This is a genomic window from Methylobacterium sp. NFXW15, from assembly GCF_049887755.1.
Classification (GTDB): Bacteria; Pseudomonadota; Alphaproteobacteria; order Rhizobiales; family Beijerinckiaceae; genus Methylobacterium.
Window position 1 is genome coordinate 244,564 of record NZ_JAGEKG010000007.1, and the last position, 20,195, is coordinate 264,758.

The 20,195-nt window shown below is 66.0% G+C and carries 21 protein-coding genes; 11 read left to right on the plus strand and 10 right to left on the minus strand.

Annotated elements, in window-relative coordinates; all coding sequences use genetic code 11:
- Positions 1 to 54 precede the first annotated feature (54 nt).
- Complete coding sequence (gene egtB, locus J4O73_RS17510; RefSeq protein WP_426219348.1) at positions 55 to 1,326, minus strand: ergothioneine biosynthesis protein EgtB; 1,272 nt, start codon at positions 1,324 to 1,326, stop codon at positions 55 to 57.
- Between the two features lie 249 nt (positions 1,327 to 1,575).
- Between egtB and murI the strand changes: the two genes are divergently transcribed.
- From murI to J4O73_RS17535, 5 genes are all read left to right on the plus strand, one after another.
- On the plus strand, positions 1,576 to 2,445 hold the full coding sequence (gene murI, locus J4O73_RS17515) for a glutamate racemase (protein WP_426219417.1): 870 nt from the start codon (positions 1,576 to 1,578) through the stop codon (positions 2,443 to 2,445).
- A gap of 75 nt (positions 2,446 to 2,520) precedes the next feature.
- The gene (locus tag J4O73_RS17520; RefSeq protein WP_426219350.1) at positions 2,521 to 4,671 is read left to right on the plus strand and encodes a tetratricopeptide repeat protein; all 2,151 of its coding nucleotides are present in this window, start codon (positions 2,521 to 2,523) and stop codon (positions 4,669 to 4,671) included.
- A 131-nt stretch (positions 4,672 to 4,802) separates the two neighbouring features.
- Complete coding sequence (locus tag J4O73_RS17525) at positions 4,803 to 5,945, plus strand: DegT/DnrJ/EryC1/StrS family aminotransferase (RefSeq protein WP_426219419.1); 1,143 nt, start codon at positions 4,803 to 4,805, stop codon at positions 5,943 to 5,945.
- 7 nt (positions 5,946 to 5,952) lie between these two features.
- A complete protein-coding gene (locus J4O73_RS17530) occupies positions 5,953 to 6,699 on the plus strand; it encodes a WbqC family protein (RefSeq protein ID WP_426219352.1) in 747 nt (248 codons plus the stop codon).
- Positions 6,696 to 7,157, plus strand: a complete 462-nt coding sequence (locus tag J4O73_RS17535) for a GNAT family N-acetyltransferase (RefSeq protein WP_426219354.1) — start codon at positions 6,696 to 6,698, stop codon at positions 7,155 to 7,157. Before J4O73_RS17530 ends, J4O73_RS17535 begins: the two co-directional genes overlap by 4 nt.
- Here J4O73_RS17535 and J4O73_RS17540 read toward each other — a convergent pair.
- Entirely contained in the window at positions 7,129 to 8,274 is a 1,146-nt protein-coding gene (locus J4O73_RS17540; protein ID WP_426219356.1) for an alpha-hydroxy acid oxidase, read from the minus strand. The two genes, J4O73_RS17535 and J4O73_RS17540, sit on opposite strands and share 29 nt — an antisense overlap.
- Before the next feature lie 75 nt (positions 8,275 to 8,349).
- Positions 8,350 to 10,038 carry an L-lactate permease gene (locus J4O73_RS17545; RefSeq protein ID WP_426219358.1) on the minus strand — a complete coding sequence of 563 codons (1,689 nt, stop codon included), beginning with the start codon at positions 10,036 to 10,038 and terminating at the stop codon, positions 8,350 to 8,352.
- 225 nt (positions 10,039 to 10,263) lie between these two features.
- On the opposite strand from J4O73_RS17545, the gene J4O73_RS17550 reads away from it, so the two are divergent.
- Positions 10,264 to 11,049, plus strand: a complete 786-nt coding sequence (locus J4O73_RS17550) for an FCD domain-containing protein (RefSeq protein WP_426219360.1) — start codon at positions 10,264 to 10,266, stop codon at positions 11,047 to 11,049.
- 7 nt (positions 11,050 to 11,056) lie between these two features.
- On the opposite strand, the gene J4O73_RS17555 is transcribed toward J4O73_RS17550, so the two are convergent.
- Complete coding sequence (locus J4O73_RS17555) at positions 11,057 to 11,281, minus strand: DUF1289 domain-containing protein (RefSeq protein ID WP_426219362.1); 225 nt, start codon at positions 11,279 to 11,281, stop codon at positions 11,057 to 11,059.
- Positions 11,282 to 11,309: 28 nt separating this feature from the next.
- On the opposite strand from J4O73_RS17555, the gene J4O73_RS17560 reads away from it, so the two are divergent.
- The 5 genes from J4O73_RS17560 (at position 11,310) to J4O73_RS17580 (ending at position 14,095) form a co-directional block, all read left to right on the plus strand.
- Positions 11,310 to 11,588, plus strand: a complete 279-nt coding sequence (locus tag J4O73_RS17560) for a metal/formaldehyde-sensitive transcriptional repressor (RefSeq protein WP_426219364.1) — start codon at positions 11,310 to 11,312, stop codon at positions 11,586 to 11,588.
- A 13-nt stretch (positions 11,589 to 11,601) separates the two neighbouring features.
- A complete protein-coding gene (locus J4O73_RS17565) occupies positions 11,602 to 12,456 on the plus strand; it encodes a nickel/cobalt efflux transporter (RefSeq protein WP_426219365.1) in 855 nt (284 codons plus the stop codon).
- An 81-nt stretch (positions 12,457 to 12,537) separates the two neighbouring features.
- The gene (locus J4O73_RS17570) at positions 12,538 to 13,314 is read left to right on the plus strand and encodes a pirin family protein (RefSeq protein ID WP_426219367.1); all 777 of its coding nucleotides are present in this window, start codon (positions 12,538 to 12,540) and stop codon (positions 13,312 to 13,314) included.
- 182 nt (positions 13,315 to 13,496) lie between these two features.
- Positions 13,497 to 13,754, plus strand: coding sequence for a hypothetical protein (locus J4O73_RS17575; protein ID WP_426219369.1), 258 nt, complete (start codon positions 13,497 to 13,499; stop codon positions 13,752 to 13,754).
- Between the two features lie 80 nt (positions 13,755 to 13,834).
- Positions 13,835 to 14,095 carry a hypothetical protein gene (locus tag J4O73_RS17580; protein ID WP_426219371.1) on the plus strand — a complete coding sequence of 87 codons (261 nt, stop codon included), beginning with the start codon at positions 13,835 to 13,837 and terminating at the stop codon, positions 14,093 to 14,095.
- 5 nt (positions 14,096 to 14,100) lie between these two features.
- On the opposite strand, the gene mnhG is transcribed toward J4O73_RS17580, so the two are convergent.
- Genes mnhG through J4O73_RS17610 form a run of 6 tightly spaced genes read right to left on the minus strand, consistent with a single transcriptional unit; the run spans position 14,101 to position 20,119 of the window.
- Positions 14,101 to 14,442, minus strand: coding sequence for a monovalent cation/H(+) antiporter subunit G (gene mnhG / locus J4O73_RS17585; protein WP_426219372.1), 342 nt, complete (start codon positions 14,440 to 14,442; stop codon positions 14,101 to 14,103).
- Positions 14,439 to 14,723 (minus strand): K+/H+ antiporter subunit F, encoded by a 285-nt coding sequence (locus J4O73_RS17590; protein ID WP_426219374.1) that lies wholly within the window; start codon positions 14,721 to 14,723, stop codon positions 14,439 to 14,441. The genes mnhG and J4O73_RS17590 overlap by 4 nt, the downstream gene beginning before the upstream one ends.
- Positions 14,720 to 15,208: a Na+/H+ antiporter subunit E gene (locus tag J4O73_RS17595; protein WP_426219375.1), complete on the minus strand. Its 489-nt coding sequence runs from the start codon at positions 15,206 to 15,208 to the stop codon at positions 14,720 to 14,722. Before J4O73_RS17595 ends, J4O73_RS17590 begins: the two co-directional genes overlap by 4 nt.
- Positions 15,205 to 16,815 carry a monovalent cation/H+ antiporter subunit D gene (locus tag J4O73_RS17600; protein ID WP_426219376.1) on the minus strand — a complete coding sequence of 537 codons (1,611 nt, stop codon included), beginning with the start codon at positions 16,813 to 16,815 and terminating at the stop codon, positions 15,205 to 15,207. Before J4O73_RS17600 ends, J4O73_RS17595 begins: the two co-directional genes overlap by 4 nt.
- Complete coding sequence (locus J4O73_RS17605; protein ID WP_426219378.1) at positions 16,812 to 17,180, minus strand: Na+/H+ antiporter subunit C; 369 nt, start codon at positions 17,178 to 17,180, stop codon at positions 16,812 to 16,814. The genes J4O73_RS17600 and J4O73_RS17605 overlap by 4 nt, the downstream gene beginning before the upstream one ends.
- The gene (locus tag J4O73_RS17610; protein WP_426219421.1) at positions 17,180 to 20,119 is read right to left on the minus strand and encodes a monovalent cation/H+ antiporter subunit A; all 2,940 of its coding nucleotides are present in this window, start codon (positions 20,117 to 20,119) and stop codon (positions 17,180 to 17,182) included. Before J4O73_RS17610 ends, J4O73_RS17605 begins: the two co-directional genes overlap by 1 nt.
- Between the last annotated feature and the right edge of the window lie 76 nt (positions 20,120 to 20,195).

A 20,195-nucleotide genomic window follows, 5' to 3' on the forward strand; every position in this document is an offset into this window, starting at 1 on the left:
ACTCCGGTCTTCGAACAGGAAAGCGATGCGTCGCCGCGTCGGGCGGCGCATCCTTCAGGACAGCGGCTCGGCCAGACGCAGCCCGGTGAATTGCCAACGCTGATGGGGGTAGAAGAAGTTGCGATAGGTCGAGCGCGCGTGGCCCTCCGGGGTCGCCACCGACGAGCCGCGCAACACGAATTGGTTCGACATGAACTTGCCGTTGTACTCACCCAGAGCGCCCGGCAGAGGCCGGTAGCCGGGATAGGCGAGGTACGCGCTACGGGTCCATTGCCAGACCAGGCCATAGGCATCGGGCAGGTCGCCGTTGCGGGCGGCTACTTCCCACTCGAACTCTGTCGGAAGGACCCGGCCCGCCCAGCGGGCATAGGCGTCGGCCTCGTAGTAGCTCACATGGGTGACGGGCGCGTCGGGATCGACCGGCTTCGGCCCGGCGAGGCTCGCCTGCAGCCATTGCCCGTCATGCCGCCGCCAGTAGCCCGGAGCCTCCCAACCCTGTCCCTGAGCGGCGTACCACCCGTCGTTCAGCCACAGGTCCTGCCGCCCATAGCCACCATCTTCCATGAAGGCGAGCCAGTCGCGGTTGCGCACCAGCGCCCGGTCGATTCGTACCGGCAGGATCAGGCTGTCGTGACGCGGCGATTCATTGTCGTAGGAGAAGCCCTCGCCCTCGTGGCCGATGGCGGTGATGGCCTTGTCGAGCGTCACGCTCCCCACCTCCGTCGAAGCCGCCGGGAAGCGCCAACCCTCGTCGTAGACAGGATCGAGCGGGTTCTGCGCGAAGGCGTGCAGAATATCGGTCCAGAGCAGCTCTTGGTGCTGTTGTTCGTGGAACAGACCGATCTCAAGGATCGGGAGGATGTCCGCCAGCGCCTTTTCGGAGGCCTGCCCGAGCAGGGCTTCGACGGCGCGGTCGACATGGGCGCGATAGGTCGCCACCTCCGCGCAGGTCGGCCGGGTGATGAGCCCGCGTTGCGTGCGCGGCTGGCGCGGGCCGGCGGCGACGTAATACGAATTGAACAGGTAATGCAGGCGCGGATCGTGGATCGCGTAGCCGGGCAGATGCTCTGCGAGCAGGAACTGCTCGAAGAACCACGTCACATGCGCCCGGTGCCACTTGGTCGGGCTCGCATCCTCCATCGACTGGATCTGCTGATCCTCGGGGGAGAGCGGCGCGGCCCGGCGCTCCGTCTCCGCGCGCACGACGCGATAAGCGTCGATCCAAGCCTGCCGGTCGATCGGCCTCGCCGTGACGGGCGGGGGCGGAAAGGCCGGGCGCGGTGCGTCCTGCCTGTCGTCCGTGGAGAGTGCGGCGGTGGCAGCCATGCAGATCCTTCCCTCTCGGCCGGAACCCGAAGGAGAGTTTTCTCGCCCTGAGGCGTTGCGAGGCAGATAGTCTTCGGCGCAGGCGCAGCAACCGGCACGCGTCGATTGTGTACAGCCACGCTCGTTGGAGCCGTTCCGGTGTCCGGTGGATTGATGGGATAGCGAGCCTTTCTGTTGCCGCTTTGAGGCGGCCTTAACCAACCCCCGGGAAGCTCGTTATCCGTTCAGAGGGGAGAGGTGAGCGTTGCGATGCGGATCGACCTGATGGCTGGCGCCGGTCTGTCCTTCGCCCCGGTTGTCTCGGCACCGGAGCCGACGATCCTGCTGTTCGATTCCGGCCTCGGTGGTCTCACCGTGCTCGAAGCGGTGCGCCGGGCCCGTCCCGATGCCCGGTATGTCTACGCGGCCGACGATGCCGCCTTCCCCTATGGCCGCCTGTCGGAAGCCGCCCTGGTCGCACGCGTGCTCGATGTGATGGGCCAGCTCATCGCGGCGCACCGGCCCGATCTCGTGGTCATCGCCTGCAACACGGCATCCACCCTCGTGCTGCCTGCCCTGCGCCAGCGCTTCTCGACGCCATTCGTCGGTGTCGTGCCGCCGATCAAGCCTGCCGCTGCCACCACGCGGTCGGGTCTCATCACCTTGTTGGCGACACCCGGCACGGTGGCCCGCTCCTACACACGCGACCTGATCGCCACCTACGCCTCGTCATGCTCCGTGACGCTGGTCGGATCGCGCAATCTCGCGACCTTCGCGGAGGCCGAGATGGCGGGCAGCCCGGTCGATGACGCGACCCTGGCCGCCGAGGTCGCGTCCTGCTTCGTCACCACCGAGGATGGGCGACGGACGGATGTCGTGTGCCTCTCCTGCACACATTACCCCCTGTTGCTTCCGCGCCTGCGGGCCCTCGCCCCCTGGCCCGTGAGTTGGATCGATCCGGCACCCGCCATTGCCCGGCGGGTGGTACAGTTGCTCGGGCCGGGGGCACGGACGGAGCCGCACGGCGTCCTCGCCGCCTTCACCGCCGGAACCTGCCTGACCGGCCCGCTGCGCGACAGCCTCGCTCAGCGCGGCGTCAATGAAGTTGCCGTGGAAGCGATGCCGCTGCCTATGCAGTAGAGCTTCGCGCGTCGAAAATCTTAACGGTGTTTTAGGAAGGCGCCCGCACCCTCTGGACAGTGGGAGGGGCGACACATGCTCGAACATGGCGGCGGACTGGCCGGTCGGGACCGGGCACCGGGGGCCGCCGAGCGTTTCCTTTCTAAAGCCGTAGCGCATCGCGAGGCCGGGCGTCTGGATAAGGCGCGCCGGAATATCGGCCGCGTCCTCGACATCGCCCCCGACAATGCCGGGGCGCGCTACGAACTCGGACTGCTCGTCAGCCGCGCGGAAGGTCCTACGGCGGCGATCCCCCATTTTGCTGCCGCACTCAAGGGCTCGCAATCGAATCCCGCGCATTGGCTCGCGCTCATCGGTGCGCTCCTCGAGAGCCACCGGATTGCCGAGGCGAAGGCTCTCGCGGAGCGGTTCCGCGCCGCAGGCCTCGACACCGCCTCGGCGAAGGCCGTCGCCGTGCTGGTGGACCGAGCCGTTGCCTATGGCCGAGCCTGTTACGACGTGCAGGATTTCGCGACGTCCGAGACTTACCTCGATCTCGCCATCGCCCTCGATGACACCCATCCCGATGCTACTTTCCTCGCAGGCGCTGTTGCGGCCCGGACGAACCGGCTGCAACTGGCCTTCGATCTGATGAGTATCGCCATCTACCGCACGCCCGATCGCGCGCTTTATTTCGCGGGGCTCGGCGCCCTGCTCACCTTGATGAACAATGAGGACGGCGCCCGTTCGGCGCTCGAGAAATCCCTCGAACTCGACCCCGACAATGCCGTCGGCCATTCGAATATGGCGGGCTATTTTCACCGCCAGTCCCGTTACGCGGATGCGATGCGCCACGCCGACAAGGCCGTGGAGTTGGATCCGAATTGCGGAGGCGCCCACGTTAATCGCGGGCAGATCCTGAAGAGCCTCGGACGGCTGCACGAGGCCATCGCGGCGATGGATCGTGCCATCGCGATCACCCCGCGCGATATCGATGCCCATTCGAACCGGCTCTTCTCCAAGCTCTACGCGGGCGACATCCCGGCCGAGGACTACTTTGCCGACGCTAAAGCCTTCGGTCTTCGCTTTGCGGAACCGCTGCTGCGCAAGCGCCCCTTCATCCGTGACCGCGACCCCAACCGTAGGCTCAAGATCGGGTTCGTCTCCGGCGATCTCTGCGCCCATGCGGTGGCTCGCTTCCTCGAACCCTTCCTCGAAGAGTTCGACCGGACCCAGTTCGAGACGCACGCCTACATGACACGGGCGGCGGAGGATGGTCTGTCGCTCCGGCTTCGGAACCACTTCGACCAGTGGTCCAACATTTCCGGCCTCTCGGACGATGCGGCGGCGAATAAGATCGAGGCTGATACGATCGACATCCTCGTCGATCTTTCCGGCCACAGCGCCTTGCACCGGCTCCTCGTCTTCGCCCGCAAGCCCGCGCCGATCCAGGTGACCTGGATGGGGCATCCGGCCACGACGGGCCTGACCGCGATCGATTATCGCCTGACCGACACGGTTCAGGATGGTGAGGAGGGCGACGCCCTTCACACCGAGACTTTGTGGCGCCTGCCTCGCGTCTCGGCGACTTACCGGCTCGCCGACGATCAGCCGCCCGCACGCGAGCGTCCGCCCTGCGAGGATAACGGCTACATCACCTTCGGCGTGCTGAACCGCTTCGAGAAGGTGAGCGACATCGCGCTCGGCGTCTGGAGCCGCATCCTGGCCGCCGTGCCGGAGTCTCGGCTGTTCATGGTGGTGGGCGATGCCGACACGCCCGAGGTTCGTCAGCAGATCGATGAGCGCCTGAGCCGCGCGGGTATCGCCCTCGACCGCCTGATCCTTCAGCCGCGCGTGACGAGCGGCTACTTCGAACTCTACTACAACGTCGATATCGCTCTCGATCCGTTCCCCTATAACGGTGGCACGACGAGTTGCGACACGATCAGCATGGGCGTGCCCCTCGTGACACTGCGCGGCCTCACCGCCCCAGAGAGGTCCGGCGCGGTCATTCTCTCCGCAGTAGGGCTCGATGAGCTGATCGCGACCACGCAGGACGCCTATGTCGAGATGGCCGTGGCCCTCGCCACGGACTGCGCGCGCCTCACCGAGATGCGCCGTGGGCTGCGCGAGCGGATGCTCGCCAGCCCCCTCACCGATCATGCCCGCCTCGCCAACGAGGTCGGGAAGGCGTTCAGGGCCATGTGGACCCGCTGGGCGGCAGGTGAACTATGCGCGCAAAGGTGAGGCAGTCGAAGGAGCCGTCAACCAAGGCTCCGCGCCGGAAAGGTCATCGCGAGGGGGTGGCCGCGCCCTCCCCGCTTCTCGACGACGCCCTGGCCGAGCGGCTTGCCGCCGCCGCCCGCGACCCGGCCGTTTTGCGCGAACCCTTTTCGCCGCCTCCGACGGGCCCGGTCTACGTCACGAAGCCGTTTCTCCCGCCCTACGCCGAATTCGAGCCGATGCTGCGGGAGATCTGGGACCGCAAGGTTCTCACCAATTGCGGCCCTTGCCATCACGAGTTCGAACTGCGTCTCGCCGAGTATCTAGGCGTGCCGCACGTGGCCGTCTTCAACAACGCCACCACCGCCCTCATCATGGCGCTACGGGCGATGGGCCTGTCCTCGGGCGAAGTCATCACCACCCCCTACTCCTTCGTCGCGACGTCACACGCGTTGATGTGGAGTGGGCTCACGCCGGTCTTCGCCGATATCGATCCGATCCATCTCAATCTCGATCCGGCTGCGGTCGAGCGGGCCGTGACGCCCCGCACCCGAGCGATCCTTCCGGTGCATTGCTACGGCCATCCGTGCGATGTCGCGGGCATTGCCGAGGTTGCGGAGCGGCATGGGCTAGTGGTCGTGTACGACGCGGCGCATGCCTTCGGTGTGCGCGATGCGGGCGGATCTATTTTGCGCCACGGTGACCTTTCGGTGCTGAGTTTCCATGCGACGAAGGTGTTCAACACCTTCGAGGGCGGCGCGATCATCTGCCCCGATGCGGCGCGCAAAGTGCAGATCGATAAGCTCAAGAACTTCGGCCACGATGGCGAAACGACGGTCATCGAAGTTGGCCTGAATGGGAAGATGAGCGAGTTCAACGCTGCCCTCGGCCTGCTGCAACTTCGCTACATCGATGGCTGCATCGACCGGCGGGGCGCCGTCGATGCCACCTATCGTGCGGGCCTCGCGGGCATTCCAGGCATCGCCTGCCTCGATCCCGCGGGCGAGGTGCGGGCGAACTATTCGTATTTCCCCATTCTCGTCGGGCCCGATTATCCGGTCGCCCGCGACGCGCTGTGGGAAATCTTGAAGCGGGAAGGCGTGCATACCCGCCGCTACTTCCATCCGCTGATCTCGGACCACTCGATGTATGCGGGCCTGCCGAGCGCGGATCGCGCCGGGTTGCCGGTGGCCGCCAGTGCCGCCGACCGGATTCTCTGCTTGCCGATCTACCCCGACCTCGAACCCGAGGTGGTCGCGCGGATCATCGCCCGCATCGCCGACCCCTTGAGCGTCTGACTCCGCCATGCGCGTCGGGATCATGCAGCCCTATCTGTTTCCGTATATCGGCTATTTCCAGCTGATCGCGGCGGTCGATTGCTTCGTGATCTACGATACGGTGAAGTATACGAAGAAGGGCTGGATCAATCGTAACCGCTTCCTGCGGGATGGCGAGCCGATCACCTTCACCCTACCCATCGCTCGCGGAGCGGATGACCTCGATATCGGCGAGCGGCAGGTTGCGGCGGAGTTCACCCCGTCCAAGCTCTGCGCACAGATCGCTCAGGCCTATCGCCGGGCTCCCTTTCTTGCCGAGACCATGCCCCTGATCGAGACGGTGCTGCACCACCGCGCCGACACCCTTTTCCTGCACCTTCGCGAGGGCCTTACGCGGACCTGTGCGCATCTCCGCATCGAGACGCCGATCCTTACCGCCTCGGCCCTGGAGGGCCGTACCGAACTGCGTCGGCAGGATCGTGTCATCGACCTCTGCACGAGGCTTTCGGCTACGACGTATGTGAACCCGATCGGCGGCACTGCGCTCTATGATCCCGAGGCTTTTGCCGCAGGCGGGATCGCGCTGCGCTTCCTCAAGGCCCGGCCGCAAGACTACCGGCAATTCGACAAGCCGTTCGTGCCCTGGCTGTCGATCATCGACGTGCTGATGTTCAACGGCCGGGACGGCACCCGCGCTCGTCTTCCTGACTACGACCTTCTCACGGCCGACGAAGCGGCACCTGCAGGCCAGCCCTCGCTGCCAGAAGCCGCATGAGCGCCGCCGGTTTGCGCTTCAGTCGCAACCTGTCGGACGCGGATGCGATCGCCTACCATCTCGAAGCCTGCTCGAAGAGCTTCATACCGCCCCTCAACGAACGCGTCGCGATCCCCACCTACGCCGACAAGCTCGCCCGTCGTGCCGAGCGTTTCGAAGCATGGCAAGGGGACCGGCTGGTGGGGCTGGTCGCAATCTACTGCTCTGACGGGGGCGATGCCTTCGTGAGCAATGTGAGCGTGCTGCCCGAGGCTGCCCGACAGGGCATCGGCCGTCACCTCGTCGCGGATGCCATCGCCCATGCGAGGCGGTGCGCCGAGGCGATGACGCTACAGGTCGATCGCCGGGCGCCTGCGCTCACGCTCTATCGCAGCGTCGGATTCGTGCCGATGGGCGAGGATGGCGACACCCTCACCCTCCGGCTCGACCTCAGACGAGACGCAGGTTGCTGCGGCTGAGATCCTTGATCGAGTGGCAGCCCATGAGCTTCATGTCCCGCTCGATCTCGTTGCGCATCAGTTCAAGGGCGCGCTCGACGCCCGGCTGCCCGGCCGCCGCGAGGGGGAACAGGTAGTAGCGACCGAGGCCGACCGCCTTCGCCCCGAGGGACAAGGCCTTGAGCACATGGGTGCCGCGTTGGACGCCGCCATCCATGATGACATCGATCCGGTCGCCCACCGCATCCACGATGTCCGCCAGCATGTCGAAGCCGGTGGTCGAGCCGTCGAGCTGGCGCCCGCCGTGGTTCGACAGCACGATGCCGGTGCAGCCGATGTCGGCGGCGTGCTTGGCATCCTCCACCGACATCACGCCCTTGAGGCAGAACTGCCCGCCCCATTCCTGCACCATGGCGCCGACATCGTCCCAAGACAGGGCAGGGTCTAACATCTCGGTGAAGTAGCGGCTGATCGACAGGGATCCGCCCCCCATGTCGACATGATTGTCGAGCTGGGGCAGCTTGAAGCTCTCATGCGTCAAATAATTGAGCGCCCAGGCCGGTTTGATGGCGAACTGGAACATGCCGCCCAGCGTCAGCCGGAAGGGAATTGAGAAGCCGGTGCGCTTGTCGCGCTCGCGGTTGCCGCCCGTGATGCTGTCGACGGTCAGCATCATGACTTGGATGCCAGCCTGCTTGGCGCGGGCCATCATCTCGCGGTTGAGGCCGCGATCCTTGTGGAAATAGAACTGGTAGACCTGCGGGCCGCCGCTGATACGCCGCGCCTCCTCCAGGCTGACCGTCCCCAGTGACGACACGCCGAACATCGTGCCGAACTTGCCCGCCGCCGCCGCCACGGCGCGCTCGCCCTGATGATGGAACAGGCGCTGAAGGGCAGTCGGCGAGCAATAGACCGGCATGGCCAGCTTCTGGCCCATCACCGTCACCGACATGTCCACATCGCCGACACCGCGCAGGACGTTCGGGACGAGGCTGCACGAGTCGAAGGACGAGGTGTTGCGCCGATAGGTGACTTCATCGTCGGCGGCGCCATCGATGTAATCGAAGATCGGCCCCGGAAGACGGCTTTTCGCCATGCGGCGGAAATCGTGAAACGAATGGCATTGCGAAAGGCGCATCACATCAACTCCGCAGGCGCTGGCGATCGCTTGGGACGGGAAAGGGGGCGCTTGAAGCGCCCCCTCGGTTCTGGATCAGTGCACCACGGCCGGGACGACCGTCGGCGGCACCAGGGAGGTGAAGGGCGGCACGTAGGCCTGGAGCATCACCAGCAGGCCGACGAGGCAGGCCAGCGCGATCGAGTGGAAGAACACGTAGCGCAGGATCTTCGACTCGCCGCCGTACCACTGAGTCGCGGTGGATGCGACGACGATGGACTGGGCGTCGATCATCTTGCCCATCACGCCGCCCGATGAGTTCGAGGCCGCCATGAGAACCGGCGACAGGCCGAGCTGCTCCGCCGTGATCTTCTGCAGTCCGCCGAACAGCACGTTCGACGCCGTATCCGATCCGGTCAGCGCCACGCCGAGCCAGCCGAGCATCGCGCCGAAGAACGGGTAGATCCAACCGGTCTGCGCAAAGGCGAGGCCGAGGGTCGCGTCGGTGCCCGAGTAGCGGGTGACGTAGCCCAGCGCCAACATCGCCGAGATGGTGATCAATGAATACCGGACGATATAGGCCGTCCGGAAATATTCCTTGATCAGCTTGAGTGGATTGAAGCCGAGGATCAGCCCACCCACGATGGCCGACAACAGGATGCCCGAGCCCGTGGCCGAGAGAATATTGAACTTGTAGACCGCAGCCTCGGCATGAGCCTTGGCGACGACCGGCGGCACCTTGAAGACGAGGTTGTGCAGGTACGGGACGTTCAGGTTGTAAATGTACACCGAGTCGAGCCACGCGCGGAATTGCGGCGTACCCCAGGCGAAGACGAAGACCGACAGAATCAGCCACGGAAGCCAAGCGCGAAACACCGCTCCGGCACTGTGGGTGCGGCCCGCAGCGACGGGCGCGACGACGGGCGCCGGACCGGCGGCCGGGGCGTCGGTATCGGTGGAGGTCCAGATGCGGGCGGGCTTCCAGAAGCGAAGGAAACCGGCCAGCGCCGCCATGGAGCAGATAGCCGCGATGACGTCCACGAGCCACGGGCCATGGAAGTTCGACACGAGATACTGCGGCACCGCGAAGGACACGCCGGCCACGAGCAGCGCGGGCCACACTTCCCACATGCCCTTGCGCCCGGCGAAGGCCCAAATCAGCCAGAACGGCACGATGACGGAGAAGAACGGCAACTGACGGCCGATCATGGCCGAGAGCTCGATAAGGTCGAGCCCGGTGACGGCCGAAAGTGCGATGACCGGGGCGCCGAGCGCGCCGTACGCCACCGGCGCGGTGTTGGCGATGAGCGAAAGGCCGGCGGCGGCGAGCGGCGTGAAGCCGAGGCCCATCAACATCGCGGCGGTGACCGCGACCGGCGTGCCGAATCCCGCCGCACCCTCGAAGAAGGCGCCGAAGGAAAAGGCGATGAACAGGAGCTGCAGGCGCCGGTCCGGAGTAATGCCCGCGATCGAGTCCCGCAGGATGTCGAACTGCCCGGTCTGCTCGGTCAGCCGATAGAGGAAGATGACGTTCAGAATGATCCAGCCGATCGGCAGCAGGCCGAAGGCTGCGCCGTAGGCGGCCGTTGCGCCCGCCATCTGCGCGGGCATGCCGAAGCCGATCACTGCCACCAACAGCGCGGTGACGAGGCCGAGCAGCGCCGCTGTGTGCGCCTTCATGTGCAGGAGGCCGATGCCTCCGAGAAGGACCACGATCGGCAAGGCCGCGAGTGCCGTCGACCCGAAGGCGTTCGATAACGGATCGTATACTTGGTTCCACGTCACGGCGGCGGCTCTCCCTGTGCCACGTCCTCGCCCCTCCGCGCCGTATTCCAGCGTTCGCGTAGGTATCGAGGCGACTTCCCCTGTCGGGATCTTGAAATTGGTCGCCGACTTGGACCGGCGCCGAACGCCTGGTAAAATGGTTTGACCAAACTCGTCAATTGGAAATATCAATTGTCCGTTGTATGCGAATGGGCATCTCCGGGCAGCGTCCGGGGGCGGGGGCGGATGATGGAGCAGGACCCGATCAAGGGTGCGAGCGTCGCCGAAAGCACGGCGCGTCATCTCAAGGATCTGATTGCGGAAGGGACGTTGAGCCCCGGCGACTTGCTGGCGCCGGAGCGCGACCTCGCCCAGCAGTTGAACGTATCCCGTCCGACCCTGCGGCAGGGCATCAAGATCCTGGAGGATGACGGGCTCATCGTCTCGACGCCGGCGGGCCGCTCGGTGGCTCCTCTTGGGCGGGAAATCTCGGACCCGCTCATCGCCCTGATCGCCTCGCACGCCGAGGTGGTGGACGATTACCTCGAATTTCGCGCTACGACCGAGCGGATGGCGGCGCGCCTCGCCGCCCTGAGAGCCAACGCCGTGGATCGCGACAGGCTGACCGCCTGCATGGAGCGCATCGACCGCGCCCATGAGGAGGGTATCCACCGCGAGGAGGCGGAGGCGGATGTCGACCTGCACATCGCGGTCTACGAGGCGAGCCACAACCTCGTGGTGCTGCACACGATGCGTGCGCTGTCGGGCATGCTCCGTCAGGGCGTGATCGAGAATCGTGAGACGCTGTTCGAGCGTCCCGAGACCCGCGACCAGTTAAGGGCACAACATCGCGAGATCTACGAGAGCGTGATGGCCGGTGATGCAGATCGGGCGGCAGAGGCGGCCGAGGCGCATATCCACTACACCCATCGGGCACTCAACGAGGTGAAGGCAGCCCAGGCACGGCTTCAGGTCTCGCTTCGCCGCCTCAACCATGGCGGCCTGACCGCGCGTCACAAGGGCGAGCGGTAGCCGCGTCTCAACCCTTCGCAGGCTTTCGTTTCAGCTGCTCGATTCGCCGCGGCAGCTCCCGAGTGAGGGCAGTGCGCCGGAACGGCGTCATCTTCCGCCATGCCCGCGCCTCCGGGATCGTGCGACCGCAGGCGACACACCAGCCGGTCCTGCCGTCGAACTCGCAGACGGAAACGCAGGGATTGTCTTTGGGCATGGCTCTCGACACGAGATAGGGTACCCCCCTATACATCTTCGCTTTCCTGAAAGCCCCCCCCCCGATGGCGCACACGATCAAGGAAAAGACCAAGCTCCTGGCGCGTGTTCGCCGGATCAAGGGTCAGGCGGAGGCGGTCGAGAGGGCGCTTGAGGCCGAACTCGGCTGCGCGGACGTGCTGATGCTGGTCGCTTCCATGCGCGGGGCGATCAACGGGCTGACCGCCGAACTGATGGAAGATCACATCCGTCACCACGTCGTGAACCCGGACAGCGAGCCGGATGCCGAGCGAGCCAAGGGTGCGGCCGATCTCATCGATGTCGTGCGGACCTATCTGAAATGATGGGGAATCCGTGATGACCTCGCTGCCCGAACTGCTTCAGCAGGGCACCGCGCATGCGTGGCTGTTCGTGCCGACCGCGATCCTGCTCGGCGTGTTGCACGGGCTGGAGCCCGGCCATTCCAAGACGATGATGGCCGCCTTCATCATCGCCGTTCGGGGCACCGTGACCCAGGCGGTCCTGCTCGGGCTCGCCGCGACGCTCTCACACACGGCCGTCGTGTGGGTGATCGCGTTGGCCGGCCAGTATTTCGGTCAGTCGCTCGGCGAAGGTGCCGAGCCGTATTTTCAATTGGCCTCCGCCGTCCTGATCGTATCCATCGCCGCCTGGATGGCATGGCAAACTTGGCGCGAGCAGCATCATCACCACCACGATCATCATCATCATCACCATCACCATGACGATGATCACGCGCACGATCACGCGCATCTCGATCTCGGCGACGAGGACGATGCCCACGCCCGCGCCCATGCCGACGACATCCGGCGGCGCTTCTCGGGGCGCAGCGTCACAACGGGCGAGATCGTGATGTTCGGCCTGACGGGGGGCCTGATCCCCTGCCCCGCCGCGATCACCGTTCTGCTGCTCTGTATTCAACTGAAGCAGTTCAGCCTCGGCTTCGCGCTGGTCCTGTGCTTCAGCATCGGGCTCGCCCTGACCATGGTATCCGCGGGCGTGCTGGCGGCGCTCAGCGTCAAGCATGTCGCCACGCGCTGGTCGGGCTTCGGCACCTTCGCCCGGCGGGCGCCCTACGCCTCATCCGCCCTTATCGTGTTGGTCGGCCTCTATACCGGTTGGCTCGGATGGGAGGGCATCCGGAACGGCGAGAGCGCCCACAAGACTCTCTCGGCGGTCATGCCGCCTTCGTAACGCAGAGCCCTGCGAAGGAGGGCACCGGCCGAGGCCGCGCACGTTCTGCCCCTGGCGAAGTTCACGCTGGGAGTGTTTCCGATGATCGAAAAGGCGGCGCGGGTTACCGAGAATGCCATCGAGAGCGGTGGCTTCATCGCCAGGGCCTATCTGCCCGGCCATCTCAAGCCGGGCCACGCCGATCACGGCCTCGGACCCCTGGCGGCCATCATGGAATCCTTCCTGGCGCCGGGCACGCACATCAAGCTTCATGAGCATGTCCAGGACGAGATCATTTCCTGGGTCCCGGCAGGCTGCATGCGCCACGACGATCCGAACGGCGAGCATCTCGTCGTGGACGCGGGCCATCTCATGGTGATGAACGCTGGACGGGGCTTCCAGCATGAGGAGCGGGTTCTCGAGAGCGATCCACCCCTGCGGATGCTCCAGATCTTCGTGCGCCCGCACGCGCCGGACCTCGAGCCCGGCATCCAGTTCGGTCCCCTCCCTGCCTATGAGGATGGGACGTGGCGCCTCCTCTTCGGGCCGCCCGGCAGCGTCGCTCCCTTTCGTGTCCGCAACCGCGTGACCTGCCACGACATCCGCCTGAAAGCCGGCGAAGAGGTCGCCCTGCCAAAGGAGTTCCGGTGCGACACCTACTTCTTCGTGTTCGAAGGTGGCATCGAGGCCGAGGGAACACGCTTCGGCGAGGGCGAGACCGGTCTGTGTTCATCCGGCGAGGCCGCCACGATCCGCGCAAGCCAAGAGTCACTGGTCATCGCCTTCGTCATCGATCCCGAAGCCGAGATCCATCGCGGCGGCACGATCGGCGATGGCGAGACCGTTCAGCGGATGGCCGCGATGGCCCACCCCCGCTGATAAGATCCGCATCCTGAATGCAAAATTCCACTGCTCATTATCTCCCATATAGGCCTGAAGTCAGCAAAATCTCAGATGTGCGCGAGAGCACAAGCGATCAGGAACGTCAGAACAGTGCTGCTGTTGTTCAGACATCCAGCGCATCGACGGTTCGAGCGCAGTCTAAAGGGGCAGAGATGACGATGAAGACCCGTATTGCCGCTGTCGTTACCGCCCTCGTCATGGGCGCCGCCTCGATCTCGACGGCTTCGGCCTATGATTACGGCGCTCGCTATACCGGTTTCGCGCCCTACGATGCTCCGCTCACCGCCCCACTCGGCGTGCACGATACGCCCTTCTATGACGCCTGCCCGATGAGTTCGGCGTCCGAGGGTAATGCCAATCAGCAGACCCGTCCGGTGAAGCAGTACGGTCAGACCTCGGGCGGATACGGCTGCTGAGGCCGCTTCCGGGCGCGGCGAGGGGGCCGCGCCCAGCCCTTTTTTATCCCGACTCACGAGCCAGCGCGGAGGGTTTCACGATGCAGCGTTCTGGAAGCTTCGCCCGTTACGTCGCCCTCGCGTTGGTCGGCGTCATCGCCAGCCCAGCGGTGGGCATGGCCGCTGGCTATACCGGAACGGGCGGTGGCCCTGAGACCACGGTCAACGCGCCCTATCGGTCATCCGTGGGCCAGACCGTTCCGCCCGGCCGCAACGCCGCACCCAGTATCGACCCGAACTCACGCACCGAGCGGCAGGAGCGACTGGATTCCGTTCTCGACAGTATCTGCAACGGTTGCTGAGGCGTTTACATCTTTGGCGGGGCGTCCGGGTTGTTCTCATGCCGGTCCCGATGGGCGGCGGCTCGCGCGAGCAGGATGAGTGTGACCGGTGTCGTCACCGTGAGGAACACGCCGATCAGCATCTCCTGTATCACCAGATGACCCTCAGTCATCGACAGGAGCAGAACCGAAGAGGCCATGATGAGGGCCATACCGAGCGTCGCGCCCAGCGTCGGCGCATGGACCCGCTCGTAGAAGCTCTTGAGCCGGATGAGCCCGAAGGCCCCGGTCAGCGAGAGCCCTGCCCCCGCCAGCGCCAACAGGACGACGAGGTAGGCCGCCCAGAGGGGTACGTTTGCCGGGGTCATCGGATGACCTCGCCCTGCATCAGGAACTTGGCGAGCGCCACCGAGGCGGTGAAGCCAAGCATGCCGATGATGAAGGCGGCCTCGAAATACAGACCGCTCCCGGTCCGCATCCCGTGAACGACGATGGCCAGCATGCCGTTCAGATAGAACGTATCGAGCCCGAGCACCCGGTCCTGCGCACGCGGCCCGCGCAGCATCCGCCACGCAGCGAAGGCCATGGCGAGAACGAGCATCGCCTGCGCGAGGCCGAGCCCCCAATCGAGAACCGTTGCGGCGCTCATTCGAAGATCTCCCTCAGCGGCCGTTCGTAGCGGTCCTTGACCCGGCGTATCCATTCCTCGCTACCCGTGAAGTCGAGGACGTGGAGGAGCAGTCGGCGCGTATCGGAATCGTACTGCACCCAGAGGGTGCCGGGCGTAGCCGTCAGGATGATCGACAGGATCGCGAGGGCGAAGGGCTCGCGTAGATCGAGGGGGATCGCCACGAAGCCGGTTCGCCGCTCGCCGCGTCTCAAACCCAGGATGATCCGGGCGACATCGATATTCGAGCGCACCATGTCGATCAGGAACACGCCAAGGAGTTTCACCGCGACACCCGGCGCGCGCACGCGGACGGGACGCGCTTCGATGACGCGCATGACGAAGGGCACCAGGAGGCCGACGGCGAGCGCTAGGATCAGGCTACCGGGGGTCGGCGGCTCATTCAGAAGCAGCCACGTGATGACGAGGGCAACGGACAGGAATGGATGGGGCAGGATCCGGCTCACGTGGCAGGCCTCCCCTGGTCGCCCAGCACGGCGCGAACGTAATCCTGTGGCTGCGTCAGCCAGCCGACCGTGGCATCCGCATAGGCCAGCGCCGAACCACCCCAGAGGGACAGGGCGAGGCACGTCACCATCAGCCCCGAGATCGCCGCGAACTCGGACCGCGTCAGCTTCGGCGGTTCGGCGTCATGCTCGATCCAAAGGTTCTGGATGCCGAGCCGCACCAGCGGGATCAGCGTGCCGAGACTCGACAGCGTGAGGGCCGCGATGAGCCACCAGCCCGTCGCCGAGGGCGTCCCGGCCGACAGCCCGACGAAGATCGCGAGCTTGCCCACGAAGCCAGCCAACGGCGGAACACCGGCCAGCATCAGCGTGCAGAGGAGGAAGCCGACGCCAAGGATCGCGACGCCCGCTGGGATCACCCGTCCGATCTCGACGGCATCCTCGTCATCGAAGGGATCGCTGTACTCGTCCGCGAAGACGGGAACGGCTCGATCTTCCGGATCTCGCCCGCGCTGAAGCACCTCGGCCAGAAGGAAGAGTGCCCCGGCCGCAAGTGTGGAGCCAAACAGGTAGTAGAGCGCCCCGGCCAGCGCGGCGTCGCTGCCCGTTCCGAGAGCCGCCAGGATCGTGCCGGACGAGACCATCACCGCGTAGCCTGCGGCGCGAGTGAGATCGCGAGCCGCGACGAGGCCGATCGTGCCGAAAGCGATGGTCGCGAGCCCAGCGCCGAACAGGCAGGCCTGCCCGAAGCCTTGCGACAGCCCCTCGCCGAAGACGAGCAGGCTCAGCCGTACCACCACATACACGCCGACCTTGCTGAGGATGGCGAGAATGGCGGCGGCTGGCGCGCTCGCGGCGGCATAGGTCGTCGGGAGCCAGAATCCCAGCGGCCACGCGCTGCACTTGATGAGGAACGCGAGGCCGAGGATCGCGCTGCCGATCTCGAACAGGGCGAGGTCGCCCGCATCGGAGCCTGCACCGGCGAGCCGACGGGCGAGGTCTGCCATGTTGAGCGTCCCCATCGTCCCGTAGATCATGCTGACGCCGACGAGGAAGAACAGCGACGCCACGAGGTTCACGGCGATATAGCCAAGCCCCGCGCGGATCCGCGTCTCACCCGAGCCGTGGAGCACGAGCCCGTAGGAGGCTGCGAGCATCACCTCGAAGAATACGAAGAGGTTGAACAGATCGCCCGTCAGGAAGGCGCCGTTCACGCCCATCAGCAGCAGCAGGAACAGGCCGTGGAAGCGGGGTCCGGCCCTGCCCCACCGGGCGAAGGAGAAGACCAGGGCGCAGAGTCCCAGCACGCTGGAGAGGGCCAGCATCATTGCAGAGAGCCGGTCCGCCACCAGCACGATGCCGTAGGGCGCCGCCCAATTGCCGAGGCGATAGACGCGCGGCGCCTCCATCACCCAACCGACCAGGAAAAACGCGATGCCCACGAGCGCCAGAACGGTGGCGACGGACAGGGCCGCCTTCAGGGTGCGGCGGCGTTCATCGATCAGGAACATCGCGCCCGCCACGACGATGGGCAGCACGATCGGAAGCACGACGATGTGGTCGCTCCAGACGCTGTCGATGGCGAGGTTCGTCGGGACCGGGTTCATGGATGCGGGTTCCCGGCATGGGGTTCGGCCTCATGCGGCTCGCGCCCGTCGACGTGATCGCAGCCGGTGACGCCGCGTGCGGCCAGCAGCACCACGAGGAACAGGGCGGTGAGAGCGAAGCTGATGACGACGGCGGTCAGGACCAGGGCCTGGGGCACCGGATCATCGACGGACACGACGTTGGGCGCTGCATTGAGGACAGGCGGCGCACCGACGGTGAGTCGCCCCATGGCGAAGATGAAGAGGTTCACCGCGTAGCTCAGGAGCGACAGGCCGAGGACCACCTGAAAGGTGCGCGGACGCAAGATCAGCCAGACGCCCGCGGCAGCGAGGACTCCGATGCCCAGGGACAGGACGAGTTCCATCAGGCGATCTTCCCCTCGGCCTCGCGCTCGGCGCGTTCCGCCTCCGCTTCAGCGGCGCGGGTCCTCCGCCGGGATTGGTGCGCCAGGGCGACGAGCATCAGCACGCTCGCGCCGACCACGAGGATCATGATCCCCAGGTCGAAGATGAGCGCGGAGGCGAGCGGCACCTTTCCGATGATCGGCACCTCCCAATAGGCGAAGGCCGCTGTGAGAAAAGGATGCGAGAACAACCACGACATGGCCCCGGCCAGCACCGACACCAGAAGCCCGACGCCGATCCACGAGATCGGCTGGAGGCGCAGACGCTCCTCCACCCATTCGGCACCGCGCGCCATGTATTGCAGCATGAAGGCGATGGTGAGCGTGATGCCCGCCGCGAAGCCGCCGCCGGGAAGATCGTGCCCGCGCAGGAACAAGTGCAGGGCCAGCAGCACGACGAAGGGGAACAGCCACGTGATGACGACGCGTGGTACCAGCAGGGCATCCGCAGCGGTCTGGCCCGGCTCGCGCCCCTCTTGGTCGCGATCATAGGCATCGTGCCGGATCTGCTGGGCCGGACGTTCCTGGCTGTCGGGAGCGGGCCGGAACCGTCGCAGAAGCGCGAAGACCGTAAGCCCGACCACGCCGAGCACGCAGATCTCGCCCAACGTGTCGAAGGCGCGGAAATCCACGAGCAGGACGTTGACGACGTTGCGCCCGCCCGCCTGCGGGTAGGCTTCCTCCACGAACCACCGGCTGATGCCCTCGACCGGGGGCCGGGTCATCACCGCATAAGACAGTCCCGCAAGCCCGATCCCGACGCCGAGCGCGATGCAGAGATCGATCGAACGGCGGCGGCGCGCCTGCGCCCGCTCGGAAGCAGGTGTCGGGATGGCCTCGTCGCGCTTCGGTAGCCAGCGAAGCCCGAGCAGCAGCAAAACCGTGGTGACGATCTCAATCAGGATCTGTGTCACCGCGAGATCAGGCGCCGACAGCCAGAGGAAGCTCACGGCGCTCGTGAGCCCGGCTCCGCCGAGCAGGATCACCGCCGACAGTCGATGGTACTTCGCCCGCTCGGCCGCGCCGATGGCGGAGGCGGCGCCGACCAGCCAAAGCAAGCCGAAAGCGGGGTCGAACTCCGTCAGTTTGCCCTTCTCGAAAAGATTCAGGCCGCGGTTGAGCCCGGTGACGGCCGCGCCGAGCAGTGCCGCGAGAAACAGGATCCGCAATTGCGGCTGAAGGCGCTCCGATCCGAGCCGCCCCTCGAGCCAGCGGGCGCCGAGGACGATGCGCGTCATCGTCTGTTCGAAGAGCCAGCCGCCATCGAGCCGGTCCGGAAGCCACGGGCCGCCACGGGGATTGGCGTTGATCCGCCTGCCGAACGCCACGTAAAGGGCGGCACCTCCCGCAAGCGCCAGCACGCTCATCGCCAGCGGCGCGTTGAAGCCGTGCCAGATCGCGAGATCGTAGTCAGGGGTCCGGTCGCCGAGCACCGCCCTCGCCGCTCCCGCCAGTACGGGGCCGATCGTGAGGTTGGGCACGAGACCGATGGCGATGCAGGCCAACACGAGCGCCTCGATCGGAATGCGCATCCAGCGCACCGGCTCGTGTGGGACATGGGGCAGATCATGCGGCGGCGGGCCGAAGAAGGTCTGCCGGATGAAGCGCAGGGAGTAGAGCACCGTAAAGGCGCTCGCCACGGTCGCGAGGACGGGGAGCGCGAGGTTGAGGGCATGGTCACCCGTGTTGTCGACCGCCTCCGCCAGGAACATTTCCTTCGACAGGAAGCCGTTCAACAGGGGAACGCCCGCCATTGCCGCCGCTGCTATGATTGCGAGGGTACCGGTGTAGGGCATGGCCCGCCACAGACCGCTGAGGCGCCGCATGTCCCGTGTGCCGGTCTCGTGGTCGATGATCCCGGCGGCCATGAAGAGCGACGCCTTGAAGGTCGCGTGGTTTACCGTGTGGAAGATCGCGGCCACGACCGCCAGCGGTGAATCGAGGCCGAGCAACAGGGTGATCAACCCGAGATGGCTGATGGTCGAATAGGCGAGCAGCCCCTTTAGGTCGTGCTGGAAGATCGCGCTCCATGCCCCGACCAGCATCGTGATCATGCCTGCAGAGCCGACGATCCAGTACCAGCTCTCCGTGCCCGACAGGACGGGCCAGAGGCGGATCATCAGGAAGATGCCCGCCTTCACCATCGTCGCGGAATGCAGGTAGGCGCTGATCGGCGTCGGCGCCGCCATGGCGCGCGGCAGCCAGATGTGAAACGGGAATTGCGCCGATTTCGTCAGCGCCCCGAGCAGGATCAGCACGAGGGTCGGCACGTAGAGCGGGCTCGCGTGGATCGCCTCCCCCGCCGCCAGAACCGCATCGAGCTCGTAGCTGCCCGCGATCTGACCGAGCATCACCATGCCGACGAGCAGGCACAAACCGCCCGCCGCCGTGATCGTCACCGCCATTCGCGCACCATCGCGAGCGGCGGCATTGTCGGACCAATAGCCGATCAGCAAGAAGGAAACGACGCTCGTCAATTCCCAGAAGACGACCAGCTGAATCAGGTTGCCTGACAGCACGATCCCAAGCATCGCCCCGACGAAGGCGAGCAGGTAGCAGAACAGCCGAGGCACCGGATCGGCCTTGGCCATGTAATATTGCGCGTAGAGCACGACGAGCGCGCCGATCCCGAGGACCAGCACCGAAAAGATCCAGGCCAAGCCATCGAGGCGAAGGACGAGGCGCACGCCGAGACTCGGGAGCCAGTCGAGGGCGAAGGTGACGGGCTCAGGACCCGTGGCCAGCGGATACAACAGCACGATGCAGGCGAGGCCCGCCAGCGTGACGAAACCCGCGACGCCAGCTGCCGCGCTACGCGCCTCGCTCGGCAGACAGATTGCAGCGATGCTGCCCAGGAAGGGCAGGATCGCAGCCGTGACGAGGAGAAATTCTGGCGGCATGGACACGGGGCTGGAACGCGCTCGCGCAGCCGCACGGATTCACCGCCAGGGGACCACCGCGTGAGACACGCGGAGG

What these genes read in the sequence shown, in the direction of transcription:
- egtB (WP_426219348.1), bottom strand. Translation starts at nt 1,326, where the DNA reads ATGGCTGCCACCGCCGCACTCTCCACGGACGACAGGCAGGACGCACCG.
- murI (WP_426219417.1), top strand. Translation starts at nt 1,576, where the DNA reads ATGCGGATCGACCTGATGGCTGGCGCCGGTCTGTCCTTCGCCCCGGTT.
- J4O73_RS17520 (WP_426219350.1), top strand. Translation starts at nt 2,521, where the DNA reads ATGCTCGAACATGGCGGCGGACTGGCCGGTCGGGACCGGGCACCGGGG.
- J4O73_RS17530 (WP_426219352.1), top strand. Translation starts at nt 5,953, where the DNA reads ATGCGCGTCGGGATCATGCAGCCCTATCTGTTTCCGTATATCGGCTAT.
- J4O73_RS17535 (WP_426219354.1), top strand. Translation starts at nt 6,696, where the DNA reads ATGAGCGCCGCCGGTTTGCGCTTCAGTCGCAACCTGTCGGACGCGGAT.
- J4O73_RS17540 (WP_426219356.1), bottom strand. Translation starts at nt 8,274, where the DNA reads ATGCGCCTTTCGCAATGCCATTCGTTTCACGATTTCCGCCGCATGGCG.
- J4O73_RS17550 (WP_426219360.1), top strand. Translation starts at nt 10,264, where the DNA reads ATGATGGAGCAGGACCCGATCAAGGGTGCGAGCGTCGCCGAAAGCACG.
- J4O73_RS17555 (WP_426219362.1), bottom strand. Translation starts at nt 11,281, where the DNA reads ATGTATAGGGGGGTACCCTATCTCGTGTCGAGAGCCATGCCCAAAGAC.
- J4O73_RS17560 (WP_426219364.1), top strand. Translation starts at nt 11,310, where the DNA reads ATGGCGCACACGATCAAGGAAAAGACCAAGCTCCTGGCGCGTGTTCGC.
- J4O73_RS17565 (WP_426219365.1), top strand. Translation starts at nt 11,602, where the DNA reads ATGACCTCGCTGCCCGAACTGCTTCAGCAGGGCACCGCGCATGCGTGG.
- J4O73_RS17570 (WP_426219367.1), top strand. Translation starts at nt 12,538, where the DNA reads ATGATCGAAAAGGCGGCGCGGGTTACCGAGAATGCCATCGAGAGCGGT.
- J4O73_RS17575 (WP_426219369.1), top strand. Translation starts at nt 13,497, where the DNA reads ATGAAGACCCGTATTGCCGCTGTCGTTACCGCCCTCGTCATGGGCGCC.
- J4O73_RS17580 (WP_426219371.1), top strand. Translation starts at nt 13,835, where the DNA reads ATGCAGCGTTCTGGAAGCTTCGCCCGTTACGTCGCCCTCGCGTTGGTC.
- mnhG (WP_426219372.1), bottom strand. Translation starts at nt 14,442, where the DNA reads ATGACCCCGGCAAACGTACCCCTCTGGGCGGCCTACCTCGTCGTCCTG.
- J4O73_RS17590 (WP_426219374.1), bottom strand. Translation starts at nt 14,723, where the DNA reads ATGAGCGCCGCAACGGTTCTCGATTGGGGGCTCGGCCTCGCGCAGGCG.
- J4O73_RS17600 (WP_426219376.1), bottom strand. Translation starts at nt 16,815, where the DNA reads ATGAACCCGGTCCCGACGAACCTCGCCATCGACAGCGTCTGGAGCGAC.
- J4O73_RS17605 (WP_426219378.1), bottom strand. Translation starts at nt 17,180, where the DNA reads ATGGAACTCGTCCTGTCCCTGGGCATCGGAGTCCTCGCTGCCGCGGGC.
- J4O73_RS17610 (WP_426219421.1), bottom strand. Translation starts at nt 20,119, where the DNA reads ATGCCGCCAGAATTTCTCCTCGTCACGGCTGCGATCCTGCCCTTCCTG.